This is a genomic window from Streptomyces sp. RLB3-17 (assembly GCF_007113425.2).
GTDB lineage: Bacteria > Actinomycetota > Actinomycetes > Streptomycetales > Streptomycetaceae > Streptomyces > Streptomyces mirabilis_D.
In genome coordinates this window covers 587,393-602,869 of record NZ_CP041610.2, presented here as the reverse complement: position 1 = coordinate 602,869, position 15,477 = coordinate 587,393, and the positions used below count along the sequence as shown (strand labels likewise).

14 protein-coding genes are annotated in these 15,477 nt (G+C 69.0%); 3 read left to right on the top strand and 11 right to left on the bottom strand.

Annotated features, from left to right (window positions below):
- Positions 1-16: 16 nt before the first annotated feature.
- The 3 genes from FNV62_RS03035 to FNV62_RS03025 form a co-directional block, all read right to left on the bottom strand.
- Positions 17-973: an SDR family NAD(P)-dependent oxidoreductase gene (locus FNV62_RS03035; RefSeq protein ID WP_144314615.1), complete on the bottom strand. Its 957-nt coding sequence runs from the start codon at positions 971-973 to the stop codon at positions 17-19.
- Positions 974-1,049: 76 nt separating this feature from the next.
- Entirely contained in the window at positions 1,050-1,943 is an 894-nt protein-coding gene (locus tag FNV62_RS03030) for an MBL fold metallo-hydrolase (protein WP_097282366.1), read from the bottom strand.
- Between the two features lie 101 nt (positions 1,944-2,044).
- Positions 2,045-3,028 (bottom strand): aldo/keto reductase, encoded by a 984-nt coding sequence (locus tag FNV62_RS03025; RefSeq protein WP_143606755.1) that lies wholly within the window; start codon positions 3,026-3,028, stop codon positions 2,045-2,047.
- Positions 3,029-3,125: 97 nt separating this feature from the next.
- On the opposite strand from FNV62_RS03025, the gene FNV62_RS03020 reads away from it, so the two are divergent.
- Positions 3,126-3,713, top strand: a complete 588-nt coding sequence (locus FNV62_RS03020; protein WP_143654180.1) for a TetR/AcrR family transcriptional regulator — start codon at positions 3,126-3,128, stop codon at positions 3,711-3,713.
- Between the two features lie 92 nt (positions 3,714-3,805).
- Here the strand turns inward: FNV62_RS03020 and FNV62_RS03015 are convergent, their stop codons facing one another.
- The 8 genes from FNV62_RS03015 to FNV62_RS02980 all read right to left on the bottom strand — a co-directional run bounded on the left by FNV62_RS03015 (position 3,806) and on the right by FNV62_RS02980 (position 12,995).
- Positions 3,806-5,305 (bottom strand): long-chain-fatty-acid--CoA ligase, encoded by a 1,500-nt coding sequence (locus FNV62_RS03015; protein WP_144314614.1) that lies wholly within the window; start codon positions 5,303-5,305, stop codon positions 3,806-3,808.
- Positions 5,306-5,444: 139 nt separating this feature from the next.
- Positions 5,445-6,224: a crotonase/enoyl-CoA hydratase family protein gene (locus FNV62_RS03010; RefSeq protein ID WP_143599812.1), complete on the bottom strand. Its 780-nt coding sequence runs from the start codon at positions 6,222-6,224 to the stop codon at positions 5,445-5,447.
- Between the two features lie 68 nt (positions 6,225-6,292).
- Positions 6,293-7,510: a CaiB/BaiF CoA transferase family protein gene (locus FNV62_RS03005; RefSeq protein WP_144314613.1), complete on the bottom strand. Its 1,218-nt coding sequence runs from the start codon at positions 7,508-7,510 to the stop codon at positions 6,293-6,295.
- An 82-nt stretch (positions 7,511-7,592) separates the two neighbouring features.
- On the bottom strand, positions 7,593-8,882 hold the full coding sequence (locus tag FNV62_RS03000; protein WP_079089427.1) for an acyl-CoA dehydrogenase family protein: 1,290 nt from the start codon (positions 8,880-8,882) through the stop codon (positions 7,593-7,595).
- A gap of 450 nt (positions 8,883-9,332) precedes the next feature.
- Positions 9,333-9,830 carry a winged helix-turn-helix transcriptional regulator gene (locus FNV62_RS02995; protein ID WP_054228522.1) on the bottom strand — a complete coding sequence of 166 codons (498 nt, stop codon included), beginning with the start codon at positions 9,828-9,830 and terminating at the stop codon, positions 9,333-9,335.
- 291 nt (positions 9,831-10,121) lie between these two features.
- The gene (locus tag FNV62_RS02990) at positions 10,122-11,183 is read right to left on the bottom strand and encodes an LLM class flavin-dependent oxidoreductase (protein WP_144314612.1); all 1,062 of its coding nucleotides are present in this window, start codon (positions 11,181-11,183) and stop codon (positions 10,122-10,124) included.
- Positions 11,183-11,707, bottom strand: coding sequence for an SRPBCC family protein (locus FNV62_RS02985; protein ID WP_143606750.1), 525 nt, complete (start codon positions 11,705-11,707; stop codon positions 11,183-11,185). Before FNV62_RS02985 ends, FNV62_RS02990 begins: the two co-directional genes overlap by 1 nt.
- Positions 11,708-11,888: 181 nt before the next feature.
- Positions 11,889-12,995 carry an acyl-CoA dehydrogenase family protein gene (locus FNV62_RS02980; RefSeq protein WP_144314611.1) on the bottom strand — a complete coding sequence of 369 codons (1,107 nt, stop codon included), beginning with the start codon at positions 12,993-12,995 and terminating at the stop codon, positions 11,889-11,891.
- 110 nt (positions 12,996-13,105) lie between these two features.
- Between FNV62_RS02980 and FNV62_RS02975 the strand changes: the two genes are divergently transcribed.
- The gene (locus FNV62_RS02975) at positions 13,106-14,341 is read left to right on the top strand and encodes an acyl-CoA dehydrogenase family protein (RefSeq protein ID WP_144314610.1); all 1,236 of its coding nucleotides are present in this window, start codon (positions 13,106-13,108) and stop codon (positions 14,339-14,341) included.
- A 326-nt stretch (positions 14,342-14,667) separates the two neighbouring features.
- On the top strand, positions 14,668-15,327 hold the full coding sequence (locus FNV62_RS02970) for an alpha/beta hydrolase (RefSeq protein WP_144314609.1): 660 nt from the start codon (positions 14,668-14,670) through the stop codon (positions 15,325-15,327).
- The last annotated feature ends 150 nt before the right edge of the window (positions 15,328-15,477 follow it).

Genomic DNA, 15,477 nt, shown 5'->3' with positions numbered 1-15,477 from the left:
TCGGCAGCGTAGAGCTCTAGCGGACGAGGGCTTCGGACACGGACCACAGCCGGGCGGCGTTCTCCGGGTCCAGGGCGTACGGCGCGACGCCGGCGACGGCACCGGCTCGCTCGGCGACCGGCTCGGACTGCGCACAGTCCTCGAAGTAGCGGCCGGTGATGCCTTCCACCGACGGTGAGGCGGCCAACAGCACCGAGGTCGCGGCGCCCTGCTCCACGGTCTTCTGCGGTGGCAGTGCGAGTTCGCCCGAGGCGATGAAGTCGGCCACCTGCTGCATGTCCATGTGCCGGGCCAGGGACGTGTCGGCGATGTTGCCCGGCATCAGGGCGTTGGCGGTGATGCCGTCGTCGGCCCATCGCTCGGCGGCACCGACGGCGAACAGGACGTTGGCGGTCTTCGACTGCCCGTAGGAGGTCCAGGGGTCGTACGGCCGGAAGCGGTAGTCGAGGTCGTCGAAGACGACGGGGGAGAAGAGGTGGCCGATCGAGGCGACCGAGACGATCCGGGCGCCGTCCGCCGCCGCGAGGGCCGGGTGGAGGCCGACGGCGAGCGTGAAGTGGCCCAGGTGATTGACGGAGAACTGCAATTCCCGGCCGTCAGGCGTGCGGATGAGTTGCGGCGGGGCCATCACTCCGGCGTTGTTGACCAGGATGTGCAACGGGCCCGTCCAGTCGGCCACGAACGCGGCGACCGTCGACCGGTCGGCCAGGTCGAGCCGCCCCACTGCCAACTTCCCCGACGTGGAGGGAAGTTCAGCCTCCAGGCGCGCCACCACACGGGCACCCGCGTCGGTGTCCCGTACGGCCAGGGTGACGTCGGCGCCCGCCGAGGCGAGCGCCCGGGCCGTCTCCACCCCGATTCCGGAACTGGCTCCGGTCACCACGGCCCGGCGGCCGTGCAGGTCGACGCCATCGATTGTCTCGGCGGCGGTAGTGCTTGCCCCGAACAGGTGGGGCGGCTGAGGCACGGACATGAGGTGAGTCTCCTGATGTGAGTGAGTTGAGGTACTTGAGTGACGTGAGAAAACCGGGGGCCGCGATGTGTGCGGCTCAGTTGCCGATCGCGTTCGGCGCCTCGCCGACGGGAGCCCAGGCGTGCGCGTCGCCCACCGAAGTGACACGGCCGAACACGTCGTCCGTGAAGTGCCCGGCGGCGATCACGGTGTCCGGCCGCTGGAGCACGCGGTCGCGCACCGCTCGGGCCTGGTCCGGAGCGACGTCGGAGGAGAACACCAGATCGGGGTCGCCGACCTGAGCGGGGGAGTGCAGGATGTCTCCCACGATGCAGGCGGATTCGGTGCTGCCGCCCGACGGATCCCGTACGACGATCGCCAGATGTCCGGGCGTGTGCCCGGGTGTCGCTTCGACGGTCACCCCGGGCGCGATGCTGTCGCCGCTCCTGACGAACTCGACGACGCCGTCGAGCGGCTTGAGCACTGCCTCGGCGTCCGGTCCGCCCATGGCCGCCGCCCTCGTCGACCAGTACTGCCACTCGTCTTCCGACATGAGATGGCGTGCCCGGGCGAAGGTGAGGCCCGTGGGTGAGTCCGTCGTGGGCGCGTTCGGGAGCGGCGCGACATCGCTGGTCCAGCCGACGTGATCGAGGTGCAGATGGGTGAACACCACCGTGTCGATGTCGTCGGCGGAGAGTCCTTCCTCGGCGAGGTTCCGCAGCAGCGAACCGCCCTTGAGCTGAGCGACGCCGGGCACGTCCACGTCGATCTTCCCTACGGCCAGATCCACGAGAATCCGCTGGTCCCCGGCGCATATCAGGAAGGAGCCGAACGAGAGGACGAGCTGCCCGTCTTCGAGGAACCCGGGGCGCGTCGTCCAGTCCACGCCCGGGAACAGGACGTCTGGATTGTGTGCGCCGAAACCGTCGGGGAGATAGGTGATCGTCGTTCCGCCGATGGCGATACGGGACCGCGTGGCGGGCTGGGGCATGGGGGGCCTTTCGAGACGCGAGGGCTTGGGACTGCGTGTGAGGGGCGGGAGCGGGGGTCTTCCGGACCCGCGATGGGATCTCGTGAGGCGCAGGCGGGCTCTCAGCCGTTGAGCGTCCCCATCAACTCAGGTGCGTAGCGGTCGCCGGTGACCACGCCGTGCGGGGCGACCGCCTCGATCGCGGCCAGGTCGTCCGCGGTGAGCGTGACCTCGGTCGCGGCGATGTTCTCCTCCAGGTAGCGGCGGCGCTTGGTGCCGGGAATGGCGATCGCGCCCTGGTGCTGGACCCAGGCGAGGGCCAGCTGGGAGGGCGTGACGTCCTTGTCGGAGGCGATGCGGCGGACCTCGCGGACGACGTCCAGGTTGCGGTCGAAGTTCTCGCCCTGGAACCGGGGGTCGGTCCGGCGCCAGTCGTCTTCGGCGAAGTCGTCGGGGCTGGTGATCGCGCCGGACAGGAAGCCGCGCCCCAGCGGGGAGTAGGCGACCAGGCCGATTCCCAGCTCCTGCAGCGTGTCGCGCACCCCGTCCTGTTCGATGCCGCGCTCGAAGAGCGAGTACTCGGTCTGGACGGCGGTGAGCGGGTGGACGGCGTGGGCACGCCGGATGGTCTGTGCGGAGGCCTCGCTCAGGCCGATGTGGCCGACCTTGCCCTCGGCGACCAGTTCGGCCAGTGCCCCGACGGTCTCCTCGATGGGCACGTCGGGGTCGATGCGGTGCAGGTAGTACAGGTCGACGTGGTCGGTGCCCAGGTGCCGCAGCGAGCGTTCGAGGGCCCGGCGGACGTACTCGGGCCGACCGTTGAGGCCGAGCGCGCGGCCGTCGTCGGTGATCTCGACGCCGGTCTTGGTGGCGACCACGGCGACTTCCCGGCGCCCTGCCAGCGCCTTGCCGAGGAGCTGCTCGTTGACGAAGGGGCCGTAGCTCTCGGCGGTGTCCAGCAGGGTGACGCCGAGTTCCAGCGCGCGGTCGATGGTGGCCAGTGACTCGGTCTCGTCGGTGGCGCCGTAGAACGCGCTCATACCCATGCAGCCGAGACCTTGGGCTCCGACGGTCAGGCCCTGGCTGCCCAGTGCGCGGTGTTCCATGAGGGTTCCTTCCATAACTAACTGGATAGATACATGACCGTAGACCCGCGGGTCGCCAGTGTCAATAACTAGATAGTTACTTGCTAGGGTGGCACGTATGCCACGGGACTCCTCTGCCACCAAGGCCCGGCTGCTCGACGCCGCCTTCACCGAATTCGCCGCCTACGGCATCGCCGGTGCCCGGGTCGACCGCATCGCGGAGGCCGCGGGGGCGAACAAGCGGCTGATCTACGCCTACTTCGGCAACAAGGAGCAGTTGTTCGACGAGGTGTTGCGACGGGCGATGACGGCGGGAGCGGAGTCGGTGCCGTTCGACGTCGAGGACCTGCCCGGATACGCCGGCGCGATCTTCGACCACCTCGTCGCCCGGCCGGACCTGATGCGCCTGCGCCTGTGGAAACTGCTGGAGCGCCCCTCCGCCACCGGACTCGAACCGGGCGCCTTCCAGCGCAAGGCCACCGAAGTGGCCGACGCGCAGCAGCGCGGCGAGCTCGCCCAGGGGATGGAGCCCGCCGATCTCCTGACCATGGTTCTCGCCGCGGCCCAGGCGTGGTTCTGGGCCGCGGAGGACGTCGGCCCCGAGGAGGTCAGTCAGTCCTGGTCGCCCCAGCGGCTGGCCCTGCACCGCTCCGCAGTCGTCGAGGCCGCCCGCCGGATGAGCGAGCCGAAGGCCGCCGGCGAGTAGCGGCCCTTGTGGGCACGCACGGCGTACGGCGAGTGCGTCACGCCGTGCCCAGTCGCAGGTTCGCCTTTCTCACCCGCCCCGGCCCAGTCGCCTCATCGCCTGTCCAGCTCGGGCGGCGGGACGATCTGCCGCTTGAGGATCTTGCCGGTCGGTCCCTTCGGCAGCGTGTCCGTGATCCATACCTTCCGCGGATATTTGTATGCGGCGACCTGATGCTTGACGTACTCACGCAGTTCCTCGGCAGTGGTTCGGGCGCCCGGCTTGAGAACGACCGCGGCACCGATCTCCTCACCGAGATCGGAGCTGGGGAGGCCGATGACCGCCGCGTCGGCGACCTCCGGATGCTCGTACAGCACATCTTCGACCTCGCGGGGATACACGTTGTAGCCGCCCCGAATGATCACGTCCTTAGTCCGTCCGATGATCCAGAGGTACCCGTCCTGGTCGACCCGGCCGATGTCGCCGGTGTACAACCAACCGTCCCGGATCGCGGCGGCGGTCTCCTCGGGGCGTTGCCAATACCGCTTCATCACGTTGTGCCCGCGGATCGCGATCTCGCCGCTCTCCCCGAGCGGTACCTCCCTGTCGCCCGCGACCACCCGCATCTCGACGCCCCGGATCGGGGTGCCGACCGAACCGGGCTTGGGTCCGGCCTGCAAGGTGTTGAACGAGGCGACGGGCGAGGTCTCCGACAGCCCGTACCCTTCGAGCACGACGCAGTCGAACGCGGCCTGGAAGTCGTGCAGCACCTGGACCGGCATCGCCGCGCCGCCGGTGAGGGACACACGCAGCCGGGAGACGGTGTACGCGTCTCGATCGGGCTCCCGCACCAGCCTGCCGAACACCGTCGGCACCCCGGCGAAGACGGTCACCCCGTGCTCGCCGAGGATTCCCAATGCCTTCCCGGCATCGAAGCGCGGCAACAACGTGAGGCACGCGCCGGAGGCGACGGCGGCGTTGAGGGTGCAGGTCTGCCCGAACGCGTGGAACAGGGGCAGCCCACCGAAGATCACGTCGTCGGCGGTGAGCTGCAGCAGTTCGCCGGCCACGATGTCGCGGTTGTGGGTGAGGTTGGCGTGGGTCAGTTCGGCGCCCTTCGGCTGACCGGTCGTTCCCGAGGTGTAGAGAATCACTGCGGTGTCGTCCTCGTGCCGGTCGGCCAGGTCCTCCACGGACGGGGCGGTCGTGAGCAGGGCATCGAATGTGCCGGGGCTGACGACGACCACCTCGGCCTCGGCCTGCCGCGCACCGGCCCGTGCCTCGTCGGCGAAGGCGTGCCAGGTGAACAGGAGCCGGGCGCCCGAGTCGCCGAGGTAGTAGGCGATCTCGCGGGACTTGAGCAGGGGGTTCATCGGGACGACGATGCCGCCGGCCCGGAGTACGCCGAAGTACGCGACGGCGAACTCGGGGACGTTGGGCAGCATGACCGCCACTCGGTCCCCGGGCTTCACGCCACGGTGGTGAAGCAGTCCGGCCATGTGGGCGCTGCCCTGGTCGAGCGTGCGATAGGACACGACGGCGTCCTCGAGACGGAGCGCGGCGCGATCCGGATGGGTCCGGGCGCTGCTCACCAAGGCGGATGCGAGGTTCATGCCGGCTCCTCTCTTCGGCTTTATGGGTCTTTCGGCCGCGCAGCCCCTTGAGTGCCTCGGTTCGAACGCTCCCTCGCGTCAGCCCCCCATGAAATGCACCGGTGTGTCGGCCGTCGCAATGACGGAGCCGGGGTTGGTGTCAGCGGCCCTGCCAGTGAGGTGAGCGCCTCTCGGCGAAGGCGTGGGCGCCCTCCTGCGCGTCGTGGGACGCCATGACCGGTGCGACGATCCGGTCCTGCTCGACAAACGCGTCCTCGTCGCCGAACGCTCGCCGCTCGTTGACGACGCGTTTGATGGCAGCCACGGCCAGGGGCGCGTTGTGCGCGATGCTGGTGGCCAGTTCCAGGGCCCGCTGCAGGGCCTGGCCCGGTTCCGTGAGGTGGTTGACCAGGCCCAACCGCTCGGCGCGTTCGGCGGGCAGAGGCTCGCCGGTCAGCAGGAGCTCCAGGGCGATGTTGCGCGGGATGCGCTCGGGCAGGCGAACCATGCCCCCTTCGGGTGGCACGATGCCGTAGTGGACCTCGGTCTGACCGAAAGTGGCGTTCCGCGCGGCCACGATCATGTCGCAGGCGAGCGCCATCTCGGTCCCGCCGCCCAGCGCGTAGCCCTCGACGGCGGCGATGAGCGGGGTCTTGATCCGGGCGCGGGTGATGCCGGCGAAACCCCGTCCTTCGACGATGGGCTTGTCTCCGGCCGCGAACGCCTTGAGGTCCATGCCGGCGCTGAAGACGCCGCCGGCGCCGGTGAGGATGCCGACCAGGAGGTCGTCACGGGACTCCAGGTGATCGACGGCAGCCGCCAGGGCCCTGGCGGTGTCCCCGTCGATGGCGTTGCGAGCCTTCGGACGGTCGATCGTGATCACGAAGATGCCGTCGGTCTCCTCAGTTCGTACGGTCGGCGTGTCGTTGGCCGTAGTCATGATGATGTTTCCCTTCTTCTCTTCTCTTCCGTTTCTCTTCTCTTCCGTCGCGTTGATGAGCCGCGGCTTCAGACGACTGCTTCGGCCTTGCGCAGCTCCTCGATTCCGGTGGTGTCGAAGCCGAGGTCGCGGAGCACGGACTCGGTGTGTTCGCCCAGGTCGGGGGCCGGGCCCGGACGGACCTTCTGTTCCTGGTCCAGCCGGACGGGGCTGTCGACGGTCAGGTGCGGGTCGTCGCTGCCGTCGTCGATCGGCACGAACACCTGGTTGGCGAGGAGCTGGGGGTCCTGGGCGCACTCCTCGAGCGTCTGGACGACCCCGTACGTGAGGCCCGCGGCGTCGAGCAGCTCGCGCCACTCGGTCAGGGAGCGAGTCGCGAATGTCTTGTCCAGCAGGCCGACGATCTCGGCGGCGTGGGCGCGGCGGCTCGGGGTGTCGGCGTAGCGCGGGTTCTCCGCCGCCTCGGGATGACCGATGGCCTTGAGGAAGGGCGGGACCTGCTTGTCCTCGTTGGCGAAGCCGAGGACGATCCAGCGGTCGTCCGCCGTGCGGTACATGTTCACGAGTGCGTTGGGCGGGTCGGACCGGTCGATGGGGCGCGGGGGCTTCGCCCCGACCAGTACGGCTTGCAGCCACATGCTCGCCGCCCAGGCGCCTTCGGCGAGCAGCGAGGCCGTGACGCGTGCACCCTGGCCGGTCTTCTCCCGCCGGTACAGCGCGGTCATGATCCCGGCGAACAGGGTGATCGCCGTGGAGTGATCGCCCGATCCGAACGCGTTCGTGGCCGGCGCCACGTCCCTTTGGCGCGTGAGGTCCATCAGGCCGCTGCGCGCCCAGTACGCCGTAACGTCGAAGCCGGGCAGATGCGCGTCCGGACCTTCCTCGCCGAAGCCGGTGACATCGGCGTAGATCAGCCGGGGATTGAGGGGGGCCAGAGTGTCGTATTCCAGGCCCAGCTTCTCGCGCGTCCGCGGCGGGAAGTTCGTCACCAGCACATCGGCCCACCGCACCAGACTCTCGAGTACGGGCCGGGCGCTGGGCGACTTGAGGTTGAGCGCGATGCTGCGCTTGTTGCGGTTGTCCAGCTGCCAGGGGTAATTGACCCCTTCGACCTGGGGGTTGGGAGGGATGCGGCTGAGTGAACGGTACGCGTCGCCCATGTGCGGTGGTTCCACCTTGACGACGTCGGCGCCGAAGTCACCGAGGACGGTGGCCGCGGCGGGCCCGGCAATGAAACTGGCGAGATCGACGACGTGCAGTCCCTCCAGGAGGGGTGTGCTGCTCATGACTACTCCTTGTCCTCAGTGGGGTCGCACACGGCGCCCGGGGTCGACCCGCCGTCACGGAGCGCCGCGATACACACCGGGGTCAGTGGCTCGGCGCCATGGGTACGAAGGCGTTGTAGCCGGTGATGTCGCGGCCGACGATCAGCGCCTGCACGGTGTCGGTGCCCTCGTATGTGTCGATCGCCTCGATGTCGCACAGGTGCCGGGCGACGTGGTAGTCGAGCAGGATGCCGTTGCCGCCGAGCATGTCGCGGGCGTCGGCGAGGATGGCCCGGGCCCGTTCGGTGTAGTGCATCTTGGCCAGCGCGACCCGGGGCATCGAGTACTCGCCCTCGTCCAGGAGCTGGCTGAGCCGGAACTGCATGCACAGCATGTCGGTGATGTCCGCCAGCATCCGGGAGAGCCGGTACTGGACGAGCTGGAAGGCGGCCAGCGGCATCCCGAACTGCTTGCGCTGCTTTGCGTAGGCCAGAGCCGTCTCGTAGCCCGCGACGGCGGCGCCGATCGACTCCCAGGCGACGCAGAAGCGTGAGGCCAGCAGGACTTTCTCGGTGTCGCGGAAGGTATTCACGTTCGCCAGCCGGTTCTCGGCGGGCACCCGGACGTCGGTGAGGGAGATCTGCGCGTTCTGGACACAGCGCAGAGCCGTCTTGCCCTTGATGACCTGGGCGTCGAAGCCGGTCGTGCCCTTTTCGACCACGTAGCCGCCCACGTGCCCGTCGTCGCCGCGGGCCCAGATGATCACGTAGTCGGCGAAGGATGCGTTGCCGATCCACCTCTTGTAGCCGTTGAGGACGTAGGAATCGCCGTCCCGGCGCGCGGTCGCCTCCAGCTTGACCACGTCCGTGCCGTGCGCGGGCTCGGTCAGGCCGAAGGCGCCGATCTTCTCCAGACGTGCCATCGGCGGCAGGAAGCGCTCCTTCTGCTCCTCGGAGCCGAGCAGTCCGATCGACGTCATGGCCAGGGCCGAGTGGACCCCCATGAACGTCGACATGCTCAGATCGCCCCGGGCCAGCTCGAGGATCACCAGGCCGGCCGTCAGGTTGCTCATCCCGGGGCAGCCGTGGCCGGCGATCTGAAAGCCCGCGATGTTCAGCTGCGCCAGCTTGGGCACCAGCTCGAAGGGGAACTCCGCCCGCTCCCAATACGGGTTGATGATCGGGGTGACCTCCTGGTCCATGAACTCGCGGACCTTCTTCCGAAGGGCCCGTTGCTCATCGGTGATCAGGTTGTCCAGCAGGTAGTAGTCGGAGTGCTCCGGTCCGCCCAGCACTGGCGGCTCCACCCCGGACAACTTTCCGTTGCCGCTCGGGGAGGCGCCGTTCGGCACGGTCTGGCCCGGGCCGACCGCTGAGCTCTGTGTCGGCTTCATGTTCCGCTCCTTCAGATCGATCTCGATCGAGGATCCGATGGCGTCAGTACGTACGACGCTAGGTCGCAGCGGAGGCGTAGCCACTGGGCGCGGAATACCACGTTTCTGACCGATTTGGTGTTCTCGTGCCAATTTGCCTGGCGATCCCTTCGCGTCAGCCTTGCGGCACGGCACGGAAGATCTACGCCTCGGCGACCACGCACGACCTCAGCGCGGCCAGGCTCAGGCCAGGGCTGAGGTGCCTCCGGTCGCCGACGGCCCGCCGTCGGCGACCGGCGAGGCCGTGCGGGGTGGGCAGTCCCGGTGACGCCGCATCGCACCGCAGCAAGGCCGACAAGGACCCGGCAGAGTGGCCCGCCGAGCCCCGAAGTGACGTGCCGCTGTCTGTCGGAGTGGGTCGGCGCCAGACGTGATGGGGCCTGACCGCCGCCGACGGCGCAGCTGTGCTGATCAGGCGGTGAAGCGACTCTGGATGTCCGGGCGCTCGGCGAGGTGCTGGGGATAACCAGGGCCGAGGCGCGGGTGGGTGTCGTCGGCTGTCATCGGTTCCTTGCACGAGGCGCAAACGACCTCGGCGTCGCTCTGGTGACCGCAGCGGTCGTGGTGGAAGACCACCGGCGGTCCCTGCTCGCCGCTGAGCCAGCGGTTGCCCCAGGTGTTCATGGCAGCCAGCACGCCGAAGAAGTCGCGCCCCTTCTCCGTGAGCACGTAGTCGTAGCGCACCGGCTCGTGCTGGTAGGCCTTCTTCTCCATGAGGCCCTCATCGACCAGGCGACGGAGACGGTCGGTCAAGGTGTTGCGGGCGATGCCGAGCTCCTGCTGGAACGCGTCGAACCGCTTGATCCCGTAGAAGGCCTCCCGCAGGACCAGCGGCGTCCACCAGTCCCCGAGCATGTCCATGGTCCGCGCGACTGAGCACGGCCAGTTCGCGAAAGAGGTCCGCCTCATGGCGTCAGCATATAGGTCTCACCATAGGACTCGGCATTTCAGACCGTGGATTCGCAAGCCGGGCGGTGGGTAGCCGCAGGCGTGGTCGCCACCGCGGCGACACGCAACGGTGATCGAGCGTCAGATCGATGGCGACGCTTCCATCGGTCGACGGTCAGGCTGTCGGGACCCCGCTTGTCGAAGCCGAGCGGGGTCACGCAGCTGAGTACCGCCTTGTCCGCCGGTTGGGCGCGCAGCGACGCGACCGGGCTTCCCACGACCGTCGTACGGCACTGCGAGCAGCACTGCGTTCTACCGGCCCGGGTCGCGTTCCATGGCGCGGACCAGGTCGAGGGCCCGGCCCAGGGTGGTGAGCCGGGCGTCCAGCGTCTCGCCGGCGGGGTAGAAGCGAACGGTGTCGACGCCGGCGTCGCGCCACACCCGCAGCCGGTCCCGCACCATGCCCTCGGTGCCGATGAGCGTGGTGCCCAGCACCATCTCGTCGGTGACCAGTTCGGTTGCGCCGTCCCGGTCGCCGGCCTGCCAGCGCTCGCGGACCTCGGCGGCGACGTCGGCCCAGCCCTGGCGGCTGTAGGCGTTGTTGTAGAAGTTGGTGCTCGCGGAGCCCATGCCGCCCAGGCTGAACGCAAGTTCCTTCTTCCGGCCGGCCACCATCGTCCCCAGTGCGTCCTCGTCCTCGGCGAAGGCCACCTCGGCGCCCTGGCAGATGTCGAGGTCCGCGCGTGAGCGGCCGGAGGCGGTGATGCCCGCGTCCAGGTGGTCGAAGTAGGCCTCTTTGGCGCCCTCGGGCACGAAGCTGGTGCCGAGCCAGCCGTCGGCGATCTCACCGGTCAGTTGCAGCATCCTGGGCGAGAGGGTCGCCAGGTAGATCGGGATGTCGTGCTCGGCGCGCATGGACAGGCGCATGGGCTTGGCATCCCCACCGAGCAGCGGGATCTGAAACTCCCGCCCGGTGTAGAGGACCTTCTCGCCCGCGGCGGCCTGCCGCACGATCTCGACGGTCTCCCGCATCCGTGACAACGGCCGGTCGAAGGGTACGCCGTGCAGTCCTTCGATCACCTGCGGGCCGGATGGGCCGAGTCCCAGCAGGAAGCGCCCCTGGGAGATCTGCGACAGGGTGATCGCCGCTCGGGCGATGGCCATCGGCGTGCGGGTGGCGAGCTGGATGATCCCGGAGCCGAGCAGCATGCGCTCCGTCCGGGCGGCGAGATACCCCAGCGGCGACGGTGCCTCGGAACCCCACGCCTCCGCCACCCAGCAGATGTCCAGGCCCAGCTTCTCCGCCTCGATGACGAAGTCCACCGTCTCGGGCCAGCTGCCCCCGGATGCCTCGATCGTGGTCGACGTACGCATCACACACTCGCCTTTCCGGACTTCTCCGCAAGCTTCTTGATCGCCGTGAGAGTGACGCCGATGTTGGTCTCGAACTCCCGCATCCGCACGAAGACGATCTTCTGTTCCTTCTCCGGCATGCGGTCAATGGCAAACGAAAGACCTGAGCGGCCCGGTCCCAGCTGCATCCACTGCCGCAGCAGCGTCCCGCCGTCCTCGGGGTCGAGGGTGAATCGCCAGATCGCCGAAGGTTGCTCGGGGTCCTCAACCGCCCAGGCGAACACCCTGGGCGGCTCGTACTCCACCACGTGGGAGGTGGTGGCCCACTCGCCCAGCGCCTCGTGGCTGCTCCGGCCCACGAAGCGGACCCCCGGCGCGGGCTGTGTCGCCCCGTCCAGCCACTCCACCGACTGCAACTCCGCGCTCAGGCTCGGCATCAGCTCGATGTCGGTCACCAGCCCCCATACCCGTTCCGGCGGGGCGGCGATCCAGATCGGCACCTCGACCGTCGGCTTGTCCGCGTAGCGCGCGCCCGTCCATTCCATGGCCCGGCGGCCTCCTCATTCGGTAGTGAAGATCCCCGTAGAGTAGGGATCTGAACAGTCATGTTGTGTAGATGGACTTTGTGTCAGGTCGTCAGCTGCGGCGCGGCGGGCAACTGCCGCAGCCTGCGGACCGCGTAGCCGCGGTCCGCCCGCCGCGATGTGACAGCCCGTAAGGCCGATGTCAGGACCGATGCGCCGATCCGAGTAGGCGGTCGGCGAGTACGTCGAGCCGGTGGGCCGGTGGGCCGAGTAGTGAGCGCCGCGCACGGGCGCGCCTGAGCAGTACGTGGGACCGGTGCTCCCAGGTGAAACCGATGCCACCATGGGTCTGCAGGGAGTCGGCCGTCACTGCCTCGACCGCGTCGGCCGCCGCCGCGAGCGCGGTACGAGCCGCCACGCCGGCGTCAGCACGCTTGCCGTCGAGGGCGTGGGCCGCCTCCCGGACGAGCATCCAGGCGGCGTCGAGCTGGACGGACCGGTCGGCGAGTACGTGCTTGACGGCCTGGAACGATCCGATCGGCCGCCCGAACTGCCGCCGCTGCCCGGCATACTCAACGGCGCCCTCCAGCGCGCGTCGCCCGGTGCCGATGAGCTCGGCTGCCAGCACGGTGAGCAGGCGGGCGGCTGTAGGTGCGCCGAGCGGTCCGAGCGGTATGGCGGGCGCGCCGGTCAGCCGCAGGCTCGCCATCGGCTCGGTGACGTCCAGTGACTCCACGGAGGTCCGCGCGGTGGTCGGTTCGGCGAGCTCCACGAGGACCGGCCGCGCCGGGGCGCTGCCCTCGTCGGCGAAGGCCAGCAGCAGTTCGGCGTCGAGGCCGAACGGCACCGCTGCCAGCATGCCGTGCGCCGCCGAGCCGTTCAGCGTCAGTGAGCCCGCTCGCCGGCCGGGCACCATGTCGGCAGGGAAGGTCTCCCAGGCCGGTACGGCGACGGTGGAGCCGCTCACGACGCCGGCCAGCGCGGCCCGCGTGGCGGGACTGTCGGCGTGCTCGGCCAGCACTGCGGCGACGGTCGCAGTGGCGGCGAACGGGAGGGTGGGCAGGGCCGCCCCCACCCGCTTGGCCAGCACACACAGGTCCGCTACACCGCCACCCGAGCCGCCCAGTCTCTCGGGCACACCCAGGCCGAGCAGTCCGAGTTCGGCGAGTGAGGCCCACAGCTCACGGCTGAGGGTCTGGGGGATGGCTTCCCAAGGCGGAGGAAGGGTGTTCCTGCGGGCGTGGGCGGCGAGCAACCGCTCTGCGGTTCGGCTCAGTTCGAGCTGTTCGTCGGTTGGCGCGAAGCGCATCGGGGGCCCTCCTCACGTCGGGGGAAATCCACGGCGCCCAGCATTGACTAGTGAGTCTATCTACGCAACTGTTCTGGTCATTCGCTTACCGAAGACGCAGGGAGGCTTTGGTGGAACCGCAGGGCAGCGAGCGGGCGGAGCGCTTCCGCGCTTCGGTGCAGGCATTCGTGGCGGACCTGGTCCCGCGGGACTGGCGGGGCATCGGCGCCCTCGACCCGATCGAGCGCGGGACGTTTCAGGAGAGGACGCGGACCGCGCTCGCCGAGCGCGGCTGGGTTGCCCCGGCATGGCCGCGGGAGTACGGCGGCGCCGGCCTCGGACCGGCGGAACTGGTCGTCGTCATCGAGGAGCTGACCGCAGCCGGCATTCCTTACGGCTCGGACAACGACGAGTTCGGCATCGCCATGCTGGGCAACACCATGCTGCGCTGGAGCGACCCGACCCTGTTGCGTCGGTTTCTGCCGAGGATTGTCTCCGGCGAGTACGTCTTCGCGCAGGGCTTCTCCGAGCCGGGCGCCGGCTCGGACCTGGCCTCGCTCTCCTTGCGGGCCGAACCGCACGGCGACCAGTGGGTACTGAACGGGCAGAAGCTGTGGTCCTCCGGCGCGCACAAGGCGAACTGGACGTTCGTCCTGGCCCGGACCAGTCCCGACGCCCCGGCGCACCGCGGCATCAGCATGCTCCTGGTCCCCTTGGACCAACCCGGCATCGACATCCGCCCGATCCGCAACCTCACCGGCGAGGCGGACTTCAACGAGGTCTTCTTCGACAACGCGACAACCGAACTCGGCCTGGTCGTGGGAGAGGTCGACCGTGGCTGGACGGTTGCGATGACGCTACTGGGCTTCGAGCGCGGCGCGACCGCGCTGAAGGCACCGATCCGCTTCCGCAACGAGCTGGACCGGCTGATCGAGCTGGTCCGGGAGCGCGGGCTGCACCGCGACCCCGACATCCGCCGTCGGATTGCCTGGTGCCATGTCCAGGTCGAGCAACTGCGCTGCCATGGGCTGCGCACCGCCGCCACACTGATCGCCGGACAGGAACCCGGCCCCGCCGCTGCCGCGTTCAAGCTGCTCTGGAGCGAGTACCACCAGCGGGCCACCGAACTGGCCGTGGACGTCCTCGGCCTGGACGCGCTGACCCCGACCGGGCGGTCCTCGCCGAACTGGTTCCACACCGACGACCCCGGCGCGCCGAACTCGTCCGCGTCCTGGACCAGCGTCTACCTCAACGCCCGCGCCGGCACGATCTACGCAGGCTCTTCCCAGATCCAACGCGGCATCGTCGGGGAGCTGGTGCTCGGCCTGCCGAAGGAGCCCCGACCCGCGCCCACTGCCGCACGCTGACTTCCGAGAGCAGAGGAGTGCGGATGATCATCCTGGACCAGATCCCGAAGCCCTGGTCGGCAAGATCGTGCGCAAGGACCTGCGTCTACGGGAGTCGGCGATGTGATGGGCGGCGAAGGGGCCCGAACGCGGGACCGGTGGCAATGCCTACGTCGATGATGAAAACGTCAGCCGCGTGGTGCACTCCTCGGCAGGCACTGATGTCCTGCGCACCGCCGCTTCAGGGTGCGACCGTGTCACTGTGACGGCTACATGTGAGCCGTGGACGAGCTCACTCGGCTCGTGTGCCCGAGCGGTTCGCTCGGTCGACGAAAGAGGACGATGAGATGTCTGCGCATGTGATCGTGTTGCCAGGGGGCGGTTATGAGGTGCATGCCGCTCACGAGGCCGAGCCGATCGTCGATTGGCTGAGCGGGTTGGGCTTGGAGGCGAGCGTGTTCCGGTATCCGCTCAACTCGCGGCATCCAGCGCCGCTCGCGGCACTTCAGACCGAGATCCGGCGCCTGCGGGACAAGGGGGCCGACACGATCGGGGTCGTGGGCTTCTCGGCCGGTGGGCACCTCGGGGGCCTGGCGGCCCTCGCGCCGGACGTCGATGAGCGGACATCGGTTCAGTTCGCTGTTCTCGGCTATGCGATCACGTCGATGGAGACCGAGACGTACCGTCCTTCGCAGCTCATTCTGCTGGGTGAGGACGCGACGCCGGAGCTGCGTCGTTCGATCTCGCTCGACGCGTTGGTCACTCCGTCGGCTCCTCCGTTCTTCCTCTGGCACACGGCGGAGGATCCTTATGTTCCGCCGGAACACACCTATCGCCTTGCTGCGGCGTTGGCCGCCGACAACGTGCCCCACTCGGTGCACGTCTTCCCCTACGGCCCGCACAGCCTGGGCCTTGCTCATGGGGCTGGAGAAGCATCGACATGGACACGCTTCGCCGCGTCATGGATCGGCGAGCAGACCGGTACTCGAACGCCTCACGGAGCTTGACAGCGCCGGCCACCTCGGTACGGGGATGACCAGGACAGACCGGGCCGGGGCGAGCGATCGAACACCGCTTCCTGACCTCATGTGGACCTCCGCTTTTTCGGAGGATGCCTGTTTTTCGGAGGATGCCTGAGACCGTCTTGCGCTGAGACC